General features: G+C 62.2%; 3 protein-coding genes. 2 read left to right on the forward strand and 1 reads right to left on the reverse strand.

The features are described 5' to 3' along the window. Positions 1-15 precede the first annotated feature (15 nt). Positions 16-669: a GNAT family N-acetyltransferase gene (locus M0639_RS16310; protein ID WP_193595236.1), complete on the forward strand. Its 654-nt coding sequence runs from the start codon at positions 16-18 to the stop codon at positions 667-669. A gap of 77 nt (positions 670-746) precedes the next feature. After that, the gene (locus M0639_RS16315; RefSeq protein ID WP_231915216.1) at positions 747-1,334 is read left to right on the forward strand and encodes a DUF5655 domain-containing protein; all 588 of its coding nucleotides are present in this window, start codon (positions 747-749) and stop codon (positions 1,332-1,334) included. A gap of 399 nt (positions 1,335-1,733) precedes the next feature. Here the strand turns inward: M0639_RS16315 and M0639_RS16320 are convergent, their stop codons facing one another. Continuing rightward, positions 1,734-17,960, reverse strand: a complete 16,227-nt coding sequence (locus tag M0639_RS16320) for a non-ribosomal peptide synthetase (RefSeq protein WP_064075422.1) — start codon at positions 17,958-17,960, stop codon at positions 1,734-1,736. Positions 17,961-18,088: the final 128 nt, after the last annotated feature.

Consider the following 18,088-nt stretch of genomic DNA (forward strand, 5'->3'; position numbering starts at 1 on the left):
GAAGGTCTGAAGACGATGGTTGACCCACTGCGAGAGATCTGGCCTCCGTACGGAGTCACGATCACGTGTGGGCCCGTCACCTTGCTCCCTGTGCGCGACGATCATTTCCCCGAACTCACTGCGCTGGTCCGAGCCGGCATTCACCCTGCCGAACAGATGCCGTTTCTCGTCCCCTGGACGGTGGGCACTCCCGACGAAGTGTCGCGAAGATTCATCCAATACCACTGGTCGGTCCGCGGAGCGATGACCATGACCGACTGGAAATTCGAAACAGCCATTGTCGTCGACGGAGAAATCGTCGGCTGCCAGGCGTTCGCCGCGACGGACTTTCCTACCAGTCGTACCGGTGAAACCGGCTCGTGGATCGGACGCGGGTTCCAAGGCCGGGGTGTCGGCACTCTCGCCCGACAGGCAATCTGCGCATTCGCATTCGACTCTTTGGGTGCACGAAGCGTCGTGTCGTCGGCATTCACGGACAACCCCGCCTCGATCACGGTGTCCACCAAAGTCGGGTACCGCGCAGACGGCACAGTAGAGGAGTTGGCTGCCGACGGTCGCATGACCGTGCGTCGTCTCTTCACCCTCAGCCGCGAAGATTTTGTCGCACCGCCGTATCCCGTCGAAGTGACCGGCGTGCGCGCGTTCAAGACGATGCTCGGCATCGACTGAGCGAGCTACCCGTGCACCGTGAGAACCGAGAGAGCAGCGACAACCGGAAGACCAGTGACAACCGGTAGAACAGACACATGGAACCCTCCGACATGATGGCCGCAGTCACCTCGTCCATGCGCGACCGTACCGGGCGCACCCTCGAAGAATGGGTTGAGGCCGTACGGACGTCCGGGGTCGACCCGCTCGATCAGAACGAAGTGCGCAAGTGGCTGAAAGCAGAGCACGGTGTACCGCAGAATTCGCAGTGGGCAATTGCATTCGAGACTGCCGAACAGTCCGGATGGGTGGAGCCGACCGTCGAGCAATACATCGACCAGCAGTACAGCGGCCCGAAGGCAGCACTGCGGCCGATCTTCGATGCAGCCCGACGTCTGATCGAAGAACTCGGAGCCGATGTTCGGGTCGAAGGCCGCGGAACCTACACGCCCTTCGTTCGCGCTCGCCAATTCGCCGCCATCGCAGCGGCCACCAAGGCCCGAGCGGAACCTACACGCCCTTCGTTCGCGCTCGCCAATTCGCCGCCATCGCAGCGGCCACCAAGGCCCGAGTCGACCTCGGACTACGTTTTGTCGAGGCCCCGAATCCGAACTTCTTGTCCCGGCCAAGGCTCCCGGGCAGTCGACCCACAAGATCGGGCTCAGCAGCACCGCAGACGTGAATGACGAAGTCGGATCGCTGACAGCGATCGCGTATCAACAGAACGGCCGGTAGGTCACTCACTCACCGCCACGCAAACGCTCACCTGCAGGCTGCACGAAAGTCCCTGTTCTCCTTGTCGGAGAACAGGGACTTTCTTCACCGCGGGGGAAGGTCGCTGCGACGTGTCAGCTCAGGCCGAAGAGCGCGCCGATGATGGTCCGAGCAGCCTCGAAGAGCGCGTCGACGGACGGAACACCGATTTCAGAGCTGATGGAAAAAAGGGAACCCAACATACGATCCTCCGGAGATAGTTTCTGAATGGCTTACTGCCACAAGGGAAATGCTACAGATTCTACTTGCGGAACTGAAGCAAGGGGACCACGGGAGTGACAATTCCGGACCAAAGTCCCGGCCCGTTAGATCTACTGCACCCCAGTATGATTGCGATCCTTCGAATCCGAATCGACACCTTCGAGATAGCCGACGAGAACTTGGGCGACCTCTGCCAACACCTCAGTGCTCGACATTTCCGAGTGGGAGCAGTCGACCAGGTACGCCCGCAACGGCCCCACCAGTTCGGACCACCTTTCGACCAGGTGACGATGTTCAGGCAGATCATGCTGCGCCACAAACAGTTCCACTGACCCGAAATAGTGCCTCGGCGTGTGGTCCCGAACGATTCGCGACAGTTTTTCCACCCGACCCACTACGGATTCGAGTACCGTATCGGAAAGGAAATCCATACCGGTCTGCCTTCGGATCTCTGCCGCAACGTCTGTGAAAGTCAGTGCTGCAGTGTCAGTTTCAACCTCGGATAGCCCGATCTGCGCGAACAGTTCGGAAGGTTTCGGAGCCGCTTGTACCGATGGCATCATCTCCGGTAACAGCGCGTCGAGCATGACAACCGAACCGACCAGATCGCCGGCCTCTTCGAGCTGGCTCGCCATCTCGAGCGCGATCGTTCCGCCGGCAGACCAACCGAGTAGATGGTATTCACCCGACGGCTGCACCGTCCGTACGGCATCGACGTACCCCGACGCCAACTCCGCCACCGTGCCTGGCAATTCACCTGCTCCCGTTGCCTGGATGCCGTACACCCGTCGACCCCGCAGCTGACCGACGAGTCCGGCGTAGCACCAGGCGATTCCGCTGACCGGATGCACACAGAACAACGGCGGCCGTTGGTCATCGGGGTCGCCTCCGAGCATGACGACCGTGTCCAGCGGATCCGAACGAAGCGAATCACCCTCGAAGACATCGGCATGAACGAGATCCATCCGAGAGGCAAGCTCCGCCACAGTTCGGTCGGTGAAAATCCATTGAACCGGGAATTCCCTGTTCAGGCTCTCACGCAAGCGCGTAGCCACTCGAACTGCACCCATCGATGTCCCGCCGAGCTCGAAGAAGTCGTCGTAGCGGCCGACCGATATCGCGCCGGTCACGCCCTCGAATGCCTGTGCCACGTGACGTTCGGTATCCGAGATGGGTCGATCCACACTCGACCCTGGCTGCGGTGAAGGAGCAGGAAGTGCCGCTGCGTCTATCTTCCCCGAAGCGAGCAACGGTACCTCGCCCACTATCGTCACCGACGAAGGCAGCAGGTGCTTCGGCAGCAGGCCGGAGACGAACCCGCGAAGCTCCGATTCCGTCGCCGAACCGTTTTCCGCCAACGTCACATACGAACGGAGCTCAGCGGATCCGTGCCCGTCGTCACAGACAACGGTTACCGAGAAGGCCACTGCTCCATGGCTTGACAGAGCCGCGTCGACCTCCGCCGGTTCCACGCGGACACCCCGCACCTTCACCTGCGCGTCGTTGCGACCCAGGTACTCGAGCGCTCGGTCGTGACGCCTACGACGCACGAGGTCACCCGTGCGATACATCCGAGTCCCCACCGCGTGAGGATTGGCAACAAAGCGCTCGGAAGTCAGAGCCGGGGAAGCGACGTACCCCCGTGCCACATTCTCACCGGCGAGGAACAGTTCTCCCGCAACGCCATCCGGAACCGGTCGGAGCCTCTGATCGAGAACAAATGCTGTCGTACCAGGGACTGGAGTGCCGACAGTGACGTCCGCGTCAGTGATCCGTGCGGAAATCGATGCCGCGATCGTTGATTCGGTCGGTCCGTATCCGTTGACGATGCGATGTCGGGGTGACCACGCCGACGCAAGGCGCGCAGAGAGCGGCTCCCCCATCGATTCGACGATCAACGGTTGCACTGCATCCGGATCGACTGTCGCCAGGACCGTCGGCGTCACGATCAGATGTGTTACGTCGGCGGCTATCAGCAGATTCGTGAGTTCTTCTCCCCCGTAGACGAAGTCGGGAGTCAGAATCAGCGTTCCACACCCTGCAGCCGCGAGAAGGATCTCGATCACCGACGCGTCGAAGGTCGACGACGCCAATTGCAGGACTCGGGGGCCACGCTCGAGCTCGGCGATCTCGGCGTGTGCGGTGCAGACGTTCATGATTCCGCGGTGTGAAACCTCCACGCCCTTGGGTCTTCCCGTGGAACCCGACGTGTAGATGACGTAGGCGAGGTTGTCGGGGTGAGCCGGCGTTGCCGATACCTCGGCAGCGCCACCAGCAGTGCGGGATTCGTCCATCGCCACCCACTCGACGCACTCGGGCAAACTCTCGGATGCACCTCCCGCTGTCAAACCGACAACCGAACCGCATTCCTCGACCATCGTCTGCCGGCGCGCTGTCGGCAGCGCCGGATCGAGCGACAGCCACGCTGCGCCTGCACGCGCTACTGCCCACAACGCAACGATCCACAGATGCCCGCGCCCGAGCGCAACGGCCACCACGTCGTCGGGTCCGATTCCTCGGACCACCAACTCGCGTGTCCAGTGCGACGACTCCTCGTGCAGGTCGCGGTAAGTCCAGCGTCTGCCGTTCTCTTCCAGCGCGACGCCGTCGGGCGCCTGACGCAGAGCGCGTTCGAAAATGTCGGCAATCGTCAGAGGTTCGACGTGGCGAGGATTCGCAGCAGTCAGCGCCGAGCGTTCGAGTCCGGACAGCAGTTCGATCTCCCCGATCACAATCTCGGGTTCCGCGGTCACTGATTCGGCGATACGTCTCACCCGCTGCATGAACAGTTCCGCGGTCGACTCGCGGAACTTGTCCGTCGCATACAGCAATCGAATAGTCAGACTGTCACCGGTGTCGACCAGGTCCCACGTCAAGTCGTAACCGGTCGACGCCCCTGAATTGTCGATGTCGAAGACGGTAATGCCGTCGATCTGCGGCAACTCCAGCGCTCGCCGGTACGCCAGCATGACCGTGAACAGCGGATGCTCGTTCATCCTGCGCGGCGGATCGACCTTCGCAACGACGTCGTCGAATGAGACGTCCGCGTTCGCCATTGCTTCCAGATCGACGCGGCGAACCTCGTCCAGAACAGCAGCGAAGCGATCGGTGGAGTTGATCCTCGTGCGCAATGCGACAGTACCCACCATCATTCCGGCGACGCTCAGCAGCGCCGGATCGTTCCGCAGACTCACAGCTGCTCCCACCACGACGTCGTCCGTGACGCACTCGCGAGCGAGCAGCACGGCAATCACGCTGTGGACGACCATGAATACCGTGACACCATGCGAACGAGCCAACGCCGACAACGCGTCGTAGGTGGCGCCGTCGAGGACTTCCGTCACCATCTCCTCGGATCGTGAAGACACGGGACTCCGGGGGTTGTCGACGGGTAGAGCCAACACATCCTCGACGCCACAAAGTGCGTCCGACCAGTAGTCGAGTTGCCGGTGGGCCATGCTGAGAGAATCCTCGGGGTCACCCAAGCTCTCTCTCGCCCAGAAACTGTAGTCGCCGTAGCTGATCTCCCCCGACGAGCGATCCCAGGGAAGACCTGCCGACCTGGCCTCGAAGGCTGCCACGAAATCGGTCAGGATCGGGCCCATCGACGCTCCGTCGATCGCGATGTGGTGAACAACTATGACCAGGACCGTCAGTCCTGCAGAGTCGACTCCTGCCTTTTCGGTGAACACACGCACACGGAACGGAACATCTCGTTCGAGATCGAACGGCACAGTCGCGAATGCCGAAGCGCTCGCACGGATTTCGCCGACGTGTACCGCAGTGAGATCGAATGCAACAGAGTCCATTTCAAGTTGTTCCGGACCGAATTCACCCGGAACACAGACAGTTCGCAAAACGGCATGGTGATCGACGACGTCGCTGAGCGCGCTGCTCAAGACCGAACGATCGACGTCGTCTGCCAGGACCGCTGCAAACGTCAGGTTGTACGCAGTCGATTCCGGCTGAAGCTGATTGATCAGCCAGAGTCGTTGTTGCGAGGGCGCCAGCGGGGCCGGCTTGCCGGGATCACGTCGAGTCAGTTCGCGGCGTTTGCCATCGGACGCGCTCGCCGACAGCCACTGAGACATCGCTCGCGGCGACGGATTGTCGAAGACGGCGCGAACAGGCACATCCCGCGCGAAGATCGAGGCGAGTCGACCTGCCACCGCTGCCGCGGCCAACGAATCACCACCTGATTCGAACAGGTTGTGCAGAGCGCCGAAACTTCCGGACACGTGTTCCGACATGACAGCGGTGACGAGTTCCTCCGAAACCGTCACTGCTGCATCGGGCGCCTGGCTCTCGAACACATGGCGCCGCAACGCATCTGCGTCCAGTTTTCCGTTCGTCGTGAGCGGGATCGACTCCAATACGACCACGCGGCCGGGCATCAGATACGCAGGCAACATCGCGGCCAACTCGATTGTCAGCTGATCCGCCTCCACACCATCGCCGACCGCACATGCAACCGCAATGTCGTCGACGAGGACAACCGCCGCAGCCTCGACGCCCGTGCACCGACGCAGAGCTGATTCGATTTCGGCGGGCTCGACGCGGATTCCTCGCACGCTCATCTGACGGTCGGAGCGTCCGACGAATCCGAGCGTGTCATCCGTGCGGCGATGAACCAGATCACCGGTCCGATAACGGCGGTACCCACCGGGTGCTGCGATGAACGACGTGGCGGTGCCGGCAGGATCTCCGGCATAGCCCATCGCAAGCCCGGGCCCGCTGACGTACAACTCACCGATCCCGGCCCACGGCACCGGACGCAGTCGCGTATCGAGCACCTCTGCACCGATTCCGGCGAGCGGGACTCCGATGGTGACCCGATGATCCACTTCGGCGACAGTGGTGACCACCGTGCATTCCGTCGGTCCGTACGCATTGAGCATTCGCGCGCGGCGACTCCATGCACGCGCGGTGGAAGGTGAGAGCACATCGCCACCGACTGCCACCACCTCGAGCGAATCGAACCGCTCCGGAGCCATCGTGTCGAGTACGGCTGGAGTGGACAACATGTGAGTGACGCCGCGCTCTGCGACGAATTCTTCGAGTGCCCTTCCGCCGAAAGCCTCCCGAGGAGCGACCGCCAAGGTAGCCCCGGCGCCGATCGCCAACATCATCTCGAGGATTGCTGCATCGAACGTCGGTTTGTAACCGTGCAGCACAACCGAGTCCGAAGTCACGCCGTACTTGCGGACAGCATCGTCGGTCAGCAGGCCCAGTCCTCGGTGGGTGACTGCAACGCCTTTCGGTTCACCGGTCGACCCGGACGTGTGAACAACGTACGCGACTGAATCCGGATACTGCCGACCGGGAACAGGGCTGCGATCGGAGAGGACGGTGCGCAGCTGCTTCAGACGTGCCGGCGGCAGGTCGGGGTCGATCGGTACGAATGCCGCGCCCGTTTTCGAGATCGCCAACATTCGGACCAGGTACGCGATAGTCCGTACCGCCGGAATCTCGTACACGGCACCCGGTCCTGCTCCCCGAGCCACCAGTTCCCAGGCTTGGGCATCCGAGGCAGAGTCGAGTTCGGCATACGTCACCGTGCGGTGTCCGTCGTCGAGAGCAATGTTGTTCGGGAATCGCGCCGCGGTGGCGGCGAAGATCTCGGTCAGCGTGCGGGACGAATCGACCTCAGCAGCAGTCCAACTGGGCGCCGCGCCCACCGCGAGATCCGAAACGAGTACTGGCACATCCTCGGCAATCGAGGTGAGCACTCTCGACAGCTGTCGGGTAACCGCGTCGGCGCTCGAAGGATCGAAAACGCTCGCGGCATAGATGAGCGCTCCGGTCAATGAACCGTCGACAGCGGGTGCGAGCGAGACATGCATGGGGAACTTCGTTGTCGCGGTCTCGATTTCGCGAGCCTCGATCGTGAGACCGGAAACCTCCACGGCAGGGATCGCGAAGTTCTGCAGACCCAGCGCAATCTGGGGAGTTCGTCCACCGAGCAGCTCACCAACCAACTCGGCAGGAACAGAGCTGTTTTCGAACGCTGCCACATCAGCATCGAAAGCTGCACCCAACAGAAGATCGATCGGCACGTCCCCGTCGATCCGAAGGCGAAGAGGCACCGTATCCACGAACATGCCGACCACGCCGTCGAGCTGAGGCGCCCGCCGTCCGTCGACAGCTGTCGCGATCACGACGTCGGGATTTCCACTCAGCTTGGCAAGCACCACCGACAACGCCGCATGAACCACCGCGAACAGCGAGACCTTCAATCGGTCGGCTCGCGCCTGCAGTGCCGAGGTGATGACGGCTGGTATCACGAAGTTCACTCGCTGCGCTAAGGTATCCGGCCCGCCATCGGAGTGATCCACCGTCAGCGGAGACACAGATGTCACACCGTCCAGCGTTCGGCGCCAGAACTGCTCGACGACAGGGGAAACGTCACGTGCTGCCTCCCACGCGGCAAAATCCCCGTACTGGATCGGCAACGGAGACCATTGCGAATCCAGTCCAGCTCGTCGCTTGCCGTACGCGGTCAGCAGGTCGCCGACCACCGTTCGCATCGACACCCCGTCGACTGCGATGTGATGAAAGCTCACTGCCAGAACGTGCCTGACCGGTGACACCTGGAGCAGCATCCAGCGCACCGGCAGGTCTGCCGCTACATCGAAACCACGCGAGCCGAACTCTCGCAGCAGCACCTCGACCTCGATGTCGGCGACCAGCCGCGTCTCCATTGTCACGGAGGTCGGAGGATCCACGACCTGAACCGGTGGAGTGCCCGGATACCGGGTTCTGAGGACATCATGACGACCGACAAGATCCGTTGCTGCCTGACGCAGCGCCGCCGCGTCGAGTTCACCGTCGATCTCGATGCAGATCGGCAGGTTGTACGCGCCGCTCGCTGTGTTCCGCTGATTCAGTACCCACATCGCACGCTGGTTTCGTGACAGGGGTGCGGGCGTGGGGTCGCGGCGCGGTTCCAGTCGGACAAGATCGGTCACCGAGTCGTTCTGCTCGAGCGAATCGAGCCGGGCTGCCAACGCCGCAACTGTTGGATGCTCGAATACGGTCCTGAGCGGAACAACCAGCCCCAGAGTACTACTCAAGAGCGAGGTAACCTCCGCGGCCGACAGCGAGTTGCCCCCGAGCGAGAAGAAGTCTGCGTCGCGGTCGTCCTCATTCCCACCGAGGACGGAACCAAAAGCTCCGGCTACAACACGTTCGGTGGCGGTGGCCGGCCCCTCTGCACGGGAAGCATCCAGTGTCGGCGACGGGAGACGGGCGAAGTCGACCTTGCCGTTCCGCATCGGAAGCTCGCCCTCGATGTCGACGATGACATGCGGAACCATGTACGTCGGAAGGACTTCTGCGGCGGCAGCGCGAAGTTGACCTGTGTCAACTCTTTCGGCACCTGAACTTCTCATGTAGGCGACCAACAGAGGACTTCCACCTTCGGCCGACCGAACCACGACGACACAGAAGTCGACGTTCGCGACAGACTGAATGACTGCCTCGATCTCACCCGGTTCGATCCGGACACCGTTGACCTTCACCTGCACGTCGGTTCGCCCGAGATAATGCAGGCGATACGTATTTCCCTCGGATTTGGGGCTTTCCGGCTTCCACATCACCAGGTCGCCGGTCCGGTACATCCGGGCGCCTGAACCGGTTGCCACGAATCGTTCCGCAGTTCGGGCCGGTTGGCCGGCGTAACCGCGAGCGAGCATTCGACCTGAGAGATACAGTTCGCCGGCGACTCCCGGCGGCACCGGTTCGAGTCGATCATCGAGCACGACGGCGTCGACCCCGGCCAGTGGATACCCGATCGATCCGTCGTGAGTGTCAGCCGACAGTTGTTCGATCGACAGTGGTTCGATCGACAGTGGTTCGGTAGCAAGCGAATACATCGTCGACTCGGCAGGTCCGTATCCGTTGATGACTCGGCGTCCGGCTTGCCAGCGCTTCGCCAACGCGCCGCCGAGTCGCTCGCCCCCGAACATCACCGTGGAAAGGTCCGGCAGCGAAGGATCGCCGATCGAGGCGACGACAGTAGGTGTGGCGCACAGATGAGTAATTCGCTCGCGCCTCAGTGCTGATGCGAGTCCCGAGCCGAACAGTTCTTCGTTCTTCGCCAGAACGAGCGTGGCCCCGGACGCACTCGCGATGAGCACCTCGAGCAACGTCATGTCGAATCCTGGCGCCCCGCGATGGAATACGCGAGAACCTGGCCCAGCCGAGAATCGACCGGGCAGGTCTTCGGCGATCACACCGAGCCCGCCGTTGGTCACGACCACAGCCTTGGGGGTTCCGGTCGTTCCTGACGTGAAAACTACGTAGGCCGCCAGGTTCTCGGAATATTCGCGCACCGAGTCGGTGACCTTCTCACCACCAGCGTCTTCACCACCAGCGCCTTCACCACCAGCGTTGCGGCCGCCGATCGCTCCGGTGCCCAGTGTTTCGAGGACATCGCGTACTCGCGCCTGCGGCTGTTCCGGGTCCGTCAATGCTGGAGCTGCACCGACCTTCGCGATTGCCCACAGTTGCACGATCGACGCAATCGACCGATCTGCAGTCCAAGCAGCGACCTGGTCGACTCCAACTCCCCGGGAGCGCAACTCGTCGGCTGCGACATCCGACTGGGCATCGAGTTCCCGGTAAGTCAGTGTGTTGCCCTCACCCTCGACCGCCACAGCGTCCGGGGCGGATTCGACGCCGAAGCGCAGCATGGAGGCAAGTGTCGTACCGGAAAGTCGAGATCGATCAGGCCGGTCGACCGCGCCGTGTGCGGGGACGAGAAGAGCTCGTTCCGCACTGTCCAACAGGTCGATTTGCCCTACGGCGACATTCGGGTCGACAGACACTTGATTCAGGAAGCGCTCGAACCGGCCCGCAAAGCTCGAGACCGTCAGATCATCGAATAGATCAGCGTTGTAGACGAATTCGAGACCGAGTCCGCCCCCGACCCCCTCGTCCGTGACGTTGACCTGCAGATCGAAATTTGCGTGCCTGACTTCAGGAGCAATCTGTGTGATGTCCAGCCCTGGTATCGACCACGCGGCGGTATCAGCAGTTCGGAACGAGAGCGCCACCTGGAACAACGGATGTCGCGAACGCGATCGCGGTGGGTCGATCAGATCGACCAGCGATTCGAAGGGCATCTCTGCGTGCGCGAACGCCGCTACGTCACGCTGACGAACCTGCTCGACCAACCGGCCGAACGAGTTCGATGGATCGACTTCGGTTCGAAGAACAATCGTGCCGGCAAACATGCCGACCAGCTCGTCGAGTTCAGGTGTGACGCGTCCGGACACAACAGTGCCGACAGCTACGTCATTGCTACCGTTGTACCTCGCCAACAGCGCCGCGAGAGCGGCGTGTACAACCATGAACATGGTCGCGTTGTTCGATCGTGCGAGTGTCTGAAGGCCCGTTCGTACCGAACCTGAGATCTCCACCCGACAGCTCGACGCACGGGCGAACGTCGAACGTGGACGATCGAGGGGAAGCGTCACCTGCTCGGGAAGTCCTTCGAGAGCCTGCATCCAGTAGCTGCGTACCGTCTCGGGAATCCCCGATTCCCTTTGCCATGCACTGTAATCGGAGTATTCGAGCGCGAGCGGCGACCACTGCGGAGCGTGCTGCGCCGAGCGGGCGATGTACGCCGCAGTGAAGTCGCGGACCAACAATTCGAGTGATCGAGCGTCGGCGGCAATGTGATGGACGACGACAGCCAGGATGTGCTCGACAGGTGAAACCTGGAGAAGTGCCGCACGTACGGGCGGATCAACGGTGACATCGAAGCCCGAACCCACCAGTTCTGCTACACAATTCTCGGCGTCGCCGCCGTCGAGTGCCGCGAGCTGAAAGGCCGGAAGCGCATCCTCGGCGTCGAGCACCGTCTGAACCGGGCCGCCGCCGAGAACCGGGTACACGGTCCGCAGAGTGCGATGGCGATTGATCACGTCACGAATTGCCAGTTCGGCCGCAACCACGTCCAGCTCGCCTGCCAAGCGCAGCACGATCGGGATGTTGTATCCGGCGGAGTCTGTATCCAACTGATTCAGAATCCACATTCGATGCTGGGAAGCTGACAGGTGCACTTCCGTGTTGTCCGAACGAGGCCCCAAGGACACGTCAGACGCGTGCTCCGCGCCGGTTCGCCCTACACCTATCCGCGCAGCAGCGATGTCTGCGAGCTGATCGACGGATGGGTGCTCGAACACATCGCGGACGTCGAGGTTACAGCCCAGGGCGGAGTTCAGACGCGACGAAAGACGAGTGGCGATCAAGGAATTGGCGCCTTGATCGAAGAGGTTCCGGACCGGATCGACATGCGGAACTTCCATCAAATCGCTCAGAATAGCTGCGACTGTCTGCTCGAAGAAGTCTCGCGACTGCCGAGTCGGCTGCGTGAGAGACACCGGGGTCGGCAACGATGCTCGGTCGATTTTGCCGTTGATCGTGACCGGTAATGACGCGAGCGCCATCAAAGCCGACGGAACCATGTGCGCGGGCAGCAACGAACGAGCAGTCCGCAAGACGCCGTCGAGGTCGTGTCCGCTCCCCGGGGTGATGTAACCGACCAAAGTCGGCCCGCTGTCGAGTTCTCTCACCACTACCGCGGCCTGCTCCACCGACGTGTGAGCCAACAGCGCGGATTCGACCTCGCCCGGTTCGATGCGGTAACCGCGCAGTGCCATCTGACCGTCGGCGCGGCGAACATATTCGAGTCGGCCGGCTCGCCAACGGACCAGATCGCCGCTGCGGTACATCCGTGATCCATCGAATCCGGGTTCAGGCACGAATCGCGAAGACGTCATCGCGGGTCGACCCAAGTAGCCTTCGGCCACCTGCGGACCCGCAACATACAGTTCGCCGACAGATCCCGGAGGGACGGGCTTCAACGACGCGTCCAGTACGTAGCTGCGCAACCCTGGTAGTGGGGACCCGATCGGCGAGACAGTCTCGTCACCGGGGACAAGATCGAAACTGGTGACATGGACTGTGGTTTCGGTGATTCCGAACATGTTGACGCCCCGCACGTCCGGGTGCCGATCGAACCAAGCCTCCACGCGCCCGGCGTCGAGGCGATCACCGCCGAAAACAATCGTCCGGAGCGGAAGCAGCATTTCCTGCGTGACTTCCGCCAACGCATAGAAGGCGGCCGGGGTCTGATTGAGAACGGTCACTCGTTCCCGCACAATCAGATCCGCGAATCTTTCGGGTGAGCGCGCGACATCACCGTCCACGATCACGAGGGATCCGCCAGTGGTCAACGAACCCCACATCTCCCAGACCGAGAAGTCGAATGCGTACGAATGAAACATCGTCCATACATCTTCGGCGTTGAAGTCGAAGATCTCTCGGGTCGAGGCGAGCAGCGCCAACACGTTGTCCTGAGACACCACTACGCCTTTGGGTGCTCCAGTTGATCCGGAAGTGTAGATCACGTAGGCGGCGGACTCCGACTGTGCAACGGGCCAGTCGGCCGTAGCGTCAGTCGTCTCGTCCACGAAGATGACAAGTTGCTCGTACCCAACGAACCGCCCAGCAGATTCGTCCGTCGACAGAATCGCTTTCGGGCCTGCATCGGCAAGTACGTAGTGGATACGAGCGTCGGGATACTGCAAGTCGATCGGTACGTACGTCGCGCCCGCGCGAACGACAGCGATGATGGCTACGACGAGGTCGACCGATCGAGGCAGGGCGACCGCCACGCGATCACCGACTCGAATTCCTCGATCGATCAAGACAGCGGCAAGGCCCTCCGAACGAACTCGCACCTCTTCATAGGTGAAACGAGTATCGCCACTCGACACCGCGATTGCATTCGGATGCCGGGCTGCGACGGCCCCGAAGAGGTCAGGCAGCGACTGCGCGACAATCGACGGCGCCGGCACCCGAGCCGACAATTCTTCGCGTTCCGCAACACTGAGAACATCGATGTCACGCAGCATGATTGACGAGTTCTCGGTAATCGAGCCACACACTCGACGAAGCCGCTCGACCCAGCTCTGCACGGTGCCTGCATCGAACAAATCGTCGGCATATCGGAATGTACCGCGAATACCGCTCGCGTCTCCGTCAATCGTACGATCCTCGCGCACAGTCACTTCGAGGTCGAAGCGAGGGTGCACGGGGGGTAGCGGAGTGCCGTGCGCCGTCAGAGTTCCCATCGCGATCTCGGAGTCGGGCGCTACCGGATCGACAGCGAGAACAACTCGGAGGAAGGAATTCTTCTCACCTACGCCCCCACCGACCGCACGGTCGACCACCCAGTCGAACGGAACGTCGGCATTGGACAGGGCCGCCACATCAACCTCGCGCACCCGAGTCAAGAACTCACCGAACGTGTCTCCGCCGCGAAGGAGCGTTCGCAGCGCGACGGTCCCGACGAACATACCGACGACACCGTCGAACGAAGGATGCGTTCGTCCGGAGGTCGGGGTCCCGATGACCACATCGGACGCACCGGTGATCTTGCTCAGTGCGATCGCAAGGCAGGCGTGCAACACCATGAAGGTTGTGCAGTCGTGCGCGCGAGCGATCTCGTTCAGCGCCGCATGGATAGGTGAGGGCAACTCGAACGCCACGTCCCGCGCCGACGACGGTTGGTCCGGCCGGCGGGATCTGTCCACGGGAAGCGCCAGAGTCGGATCAACACCGGCGAGTGTGTCGGACCAGAATTCCAGCTGGCGTCCTGCCAAGCTCTGTGGATCCGCGGGATCACCGAGAATGGTTCTGTGCCAAGCGGAATAGTCGCGGTAGTCGAGAGCGGGCGAAGGCCAGATCGGCGACCGTCCGTCGGCGCGAGCGTCGTACGCCGCGACGAGGTCCGAGACGATCGTCGCGAACGAAAGGCCGTCCAGGGCGACGTGATGGGCAACCACGGTCATGCGGTGGTCGGCGTCGCTGCCGGAGGCGAGGATCAAGCGAAGAGGCGCATCGGTCGCCAGGTCGAAACCCGCCGCAACCAAATCCGCTGACGCAGCCTCGTAATCCTCGGACGCAACCTCGATCAGAGTCACCGGAGTCGCGGTCGCAACCTGGATCGGCCACGCATCGTGATTCTGGTCGAACGAGAAAACAGTACGCAAGACGAGATGGCGATCGGTCAGGTCACCTACCGCCGCCCTCATCGCCTCGATATCCAGAGCACCACTGAACGCGACCTCGAACGCAATGTTGTACGCCGACGACTGGGGATCCAGACGGTTGAGTAACCACAGGCGTTGTTGCGCCGGTGCGATTTCCACGACGAGGTCGTCCGAAATGCGCTGGGGTTCCTCCACCCACTCCGCCCGCCCCGCACGGATCACCCGGGCCAGGCGCGCCGGCGTCGGGGCACCGAACACATCCCTCACACCAACCCGTCTTCCGAGGGCGGAACTCACTCGCGCGGCGACATACACGGCGTCGAGTGAACTACCGCCCCAGGCGAACAAGTCGGAGTGCGGTCCGAGAACTCCGACGCCGAGGACCTCGGCCATCACCGAGGCAATCAATTCCTCGTCGTACCCGATCGGGTGGTTGACCGCCGCGCGCTGCTCGGCCGGCGCGGACGACGCCGGTTCGGGGAGCGCCGAACGGTCAGTCTTTCCATGGCTCGTGACGGGCAATGCTGCCAAAATAGTCACCGAACTCGGCAGCATGGAACGAGGAAGTCGGGAAGCCAGATGATCGAGCACCATCGTCTGGCTCAACGGATGAGCTGCACCTTCGGCCACGGTCACATACGCCGCAAGCGACCCGGATCGCTCGACCACCGCTGCTTGCGCAACGCCGGGAGTCGACAGGAGCACAGCCTCGATCTCGCCCAGTTCGACGCGTACTCCACGGATCTTCACTTGTTGGTCAGAGCGGCCCAAGAACTCGAGTTGACCGGCAGCGTTCCATCGCACCATGTCCCCGGTGCGGTACATACGCTCACCAGCGCCGGCAGCACCGAAGGGCGCAGCGACAAAACGCTCCGCGGTGAGCGTCGGAGAAAGGTACCCTCGCGCCAGTCCGTGTCCCATCACGTACAGCTCCCCCGCGGCGCCGACCGGAGTGGGCAGCAACGACGAATCCAACACCACAGCGGAAACGCCGTCGATCGGGCGCCCGATCGGAGTATCACCACCAGGCGCGAGCGGCTCGCTCATGAATGCCGCGACGGTTGCTTCACTGGGCCCGTACGAATTCACGATGTCGACGTGACTCGACCACGCATCCACGAGCGCTCCCGGCGGTCGCTCGCCGCCGACGTTCAGGACTCGAAGTTCCGGCAAAGCCCGAGGATCCATCGTCAACGGAACCGATGGCGTCGAGTTCAGGTGCGTGACACCTTCGAGCCGCAAATAGTCTTCGAGGTCCACTCCGCCGATCAATCCGGGAGGAACGATCACTGCGGTCGCGCCGCAGCCGTGTGCAAGCAGAATCTCGAGGATCGCCACGTCGAACGATGTGTTTGCAAGGAGCGCGACGCGGGAGGAACTATCGATGTTCAGACGCCGTGCGTGAGAACGCAGCAACGGCACAATGCCTCGGTGCGTGACCGCGACACCCTTCGGTCGCCCGGTAGAACCAGAGGTGTAGACCACGTAGGCGGTGTCGTCCAGAGACAGGTCGGCGATAGATGAACCCGCCCCCACGCGTCGATCCACCGGCCCTTCGACGGTCTCGTCGCCACTGGGATCAACGACGCACACCCAAGCCGGCACGTCCACGAGTTCGCCACCGACCACAACCGACACGTCGGCGTCGTCGAGAATGAAAGCGACACGCTCGGAGGGTGTTTGAGGATCCACGTAAAGAAGGACAGCACCAGCCCGCACTACCGCGTGGAATGCAACTACGGAATCGGTCGAGCGCTCGGTGAGGATCCCGACGACGTCACCTCGTCCGACTCCGTTCTCCACGAGCAAGGCGCAGAGTGCATCCGCGCGAGCGCCGAGCTGGTCGTAAGTGACGTCCACACCTTGCTCGCGGATCGCGACAGCACTCCCCTGCCCTGCGCCGCCTCTGATGACCGAATCGAGCGTCGCGAATCCGTCCGTCCGCGGACCCAGCGCGGGGACCAGATCCTTCACTTCATCCGTCGAGAGGATGCGGAGGTCACCGAGCGCACAAGTCGCCGAGTCGAGGAACCCCTCGAGTAGCCGAACGAACTGACGATGATGCATCGCCAGGTCACGTTCGCTATAGAGGTGCGGATTGGCTTCGAAGGAAAGGCGAACGTTCTCCCCCGCGATCGACGGATAGATGCTGAAGAACAGGTCTTCGGTGGGGCCGGATGTGAGGACGTGAAACTCGCCGACGACGTCGCCGAGCCGAATGGCTTCGTGAAACATCATGACGTTCACGGCCGGGCCCGCCGCCTCACGGGATCCGCCCTGACCCTCCTGGAAGCCCATGTCCTCGTAGCGGAATCGCTGGTGGCGTAGTGCACCGGTCATCTGAACCGAGATCTGACGCACCAGTTCTCGTGGGGACAGATCCCGTTCGAGTTGCGCACGAACAGGCACGATGTTGGACAGCATCCCACCTGAACGTCTCGACGTCGCCGTGGTGCGGCCGGACACCGGCAAGCTGAGGACTACGTCACCGGAATCCGTCATGCGACCCAGATAGGACGCGAATGCACCGACGAGGACCGCCACCTCGGACGTAGTCCACTCGGTCGCGACGTCCGAAAGTTGTTTTGCAAGAGTTGGATTCAGTGTCCGAACCATCATGCGCTGCGGCATGGATGTCAGCCCGGCGCCGTCGGCGAGGCGAACCGGGCGGGGCAGGCCTTCGGACATCTCCGTCCAGTACTGCTCGTCCGATCGATACCGCGACGAGGATCGGTAGTCGACGTCGAGGTCATGCAGTGCACGTACCCCGAGACCACCGAAAGGAGTCAGCGTCTTGCCATGAACCAGATGCGAATAGCGCTCGGCCACCCGAGCGGTGAGTGTCATCGCCGCATGTCCGTCGAGCACGAGGTGATGGGCGTGCGAGTACCAGTAGTAGTGCTCATCTGCCAGGTGAAGCAAGGTTGCCGAGATCAGGCGGTCAGACATCACGTCAAGTGGCCGTGAGTATTCCGCTGTCATCCACTCGTTCGCGCGCTGAACCGGGTCGCGGTCGCTGCGTAAGTCGAGGTATGCGAGATCGTCGACGATCGAATGATCGACGACCTGTGCCGGCTCGGCATCGGTAGCGACGAGGCGAACGAACGGCGACTCCAATTCATGACATGCCGTATTCGTTGCCTCGATCAGCGCGTCGACGTCAACCGGTCCGCGTAGTTCCACGTACTGAGCCACCACGAACGGAGTTGACGGACTCAATTGCTGCGCGAACCACAGCGCGAGCTGAGCCCGAGACAACGGAAAAGCACTCAACCCGTCACCTCACATTTCACCAGCCTTGTTTTTCACGAACGTTCGGTGGCTGATCACGTGAATCCATGGGAGCGAACACCACGAACGGCCGAACCGAACCCTACTGTCTCGTCTAAGTTTTCACCACT

Source organism: Rhodococcus qingshengii JCM 15477 (genome assembly GCF_023221595.1).
GTDB classification, from domain to species: Bacteria; Actinomycetota; Actinomycetes; order Mycobacteriales; family Mycobacteriaceae; genus Rhodococcus_F; species Rhodococcus_F qingshengii.

What these genes read in the sequence shown, in the direction of transcription:
- M0639_RS16310 (WP_193595236.1), top strand. Translation starts at nt 16, where the DNA reads ATGGTTGACCCACTGCGAGAGATCTGGCCTCCGTACGGAGTCACGATC.
- M0639_RS16315 (WP_231915216.1), top strand. Translation starts at nt 747, where the DNA reads ATGGAACCCTCCGACATGATGGCCGCAGTCACCTCGTCCATGCGCGAC.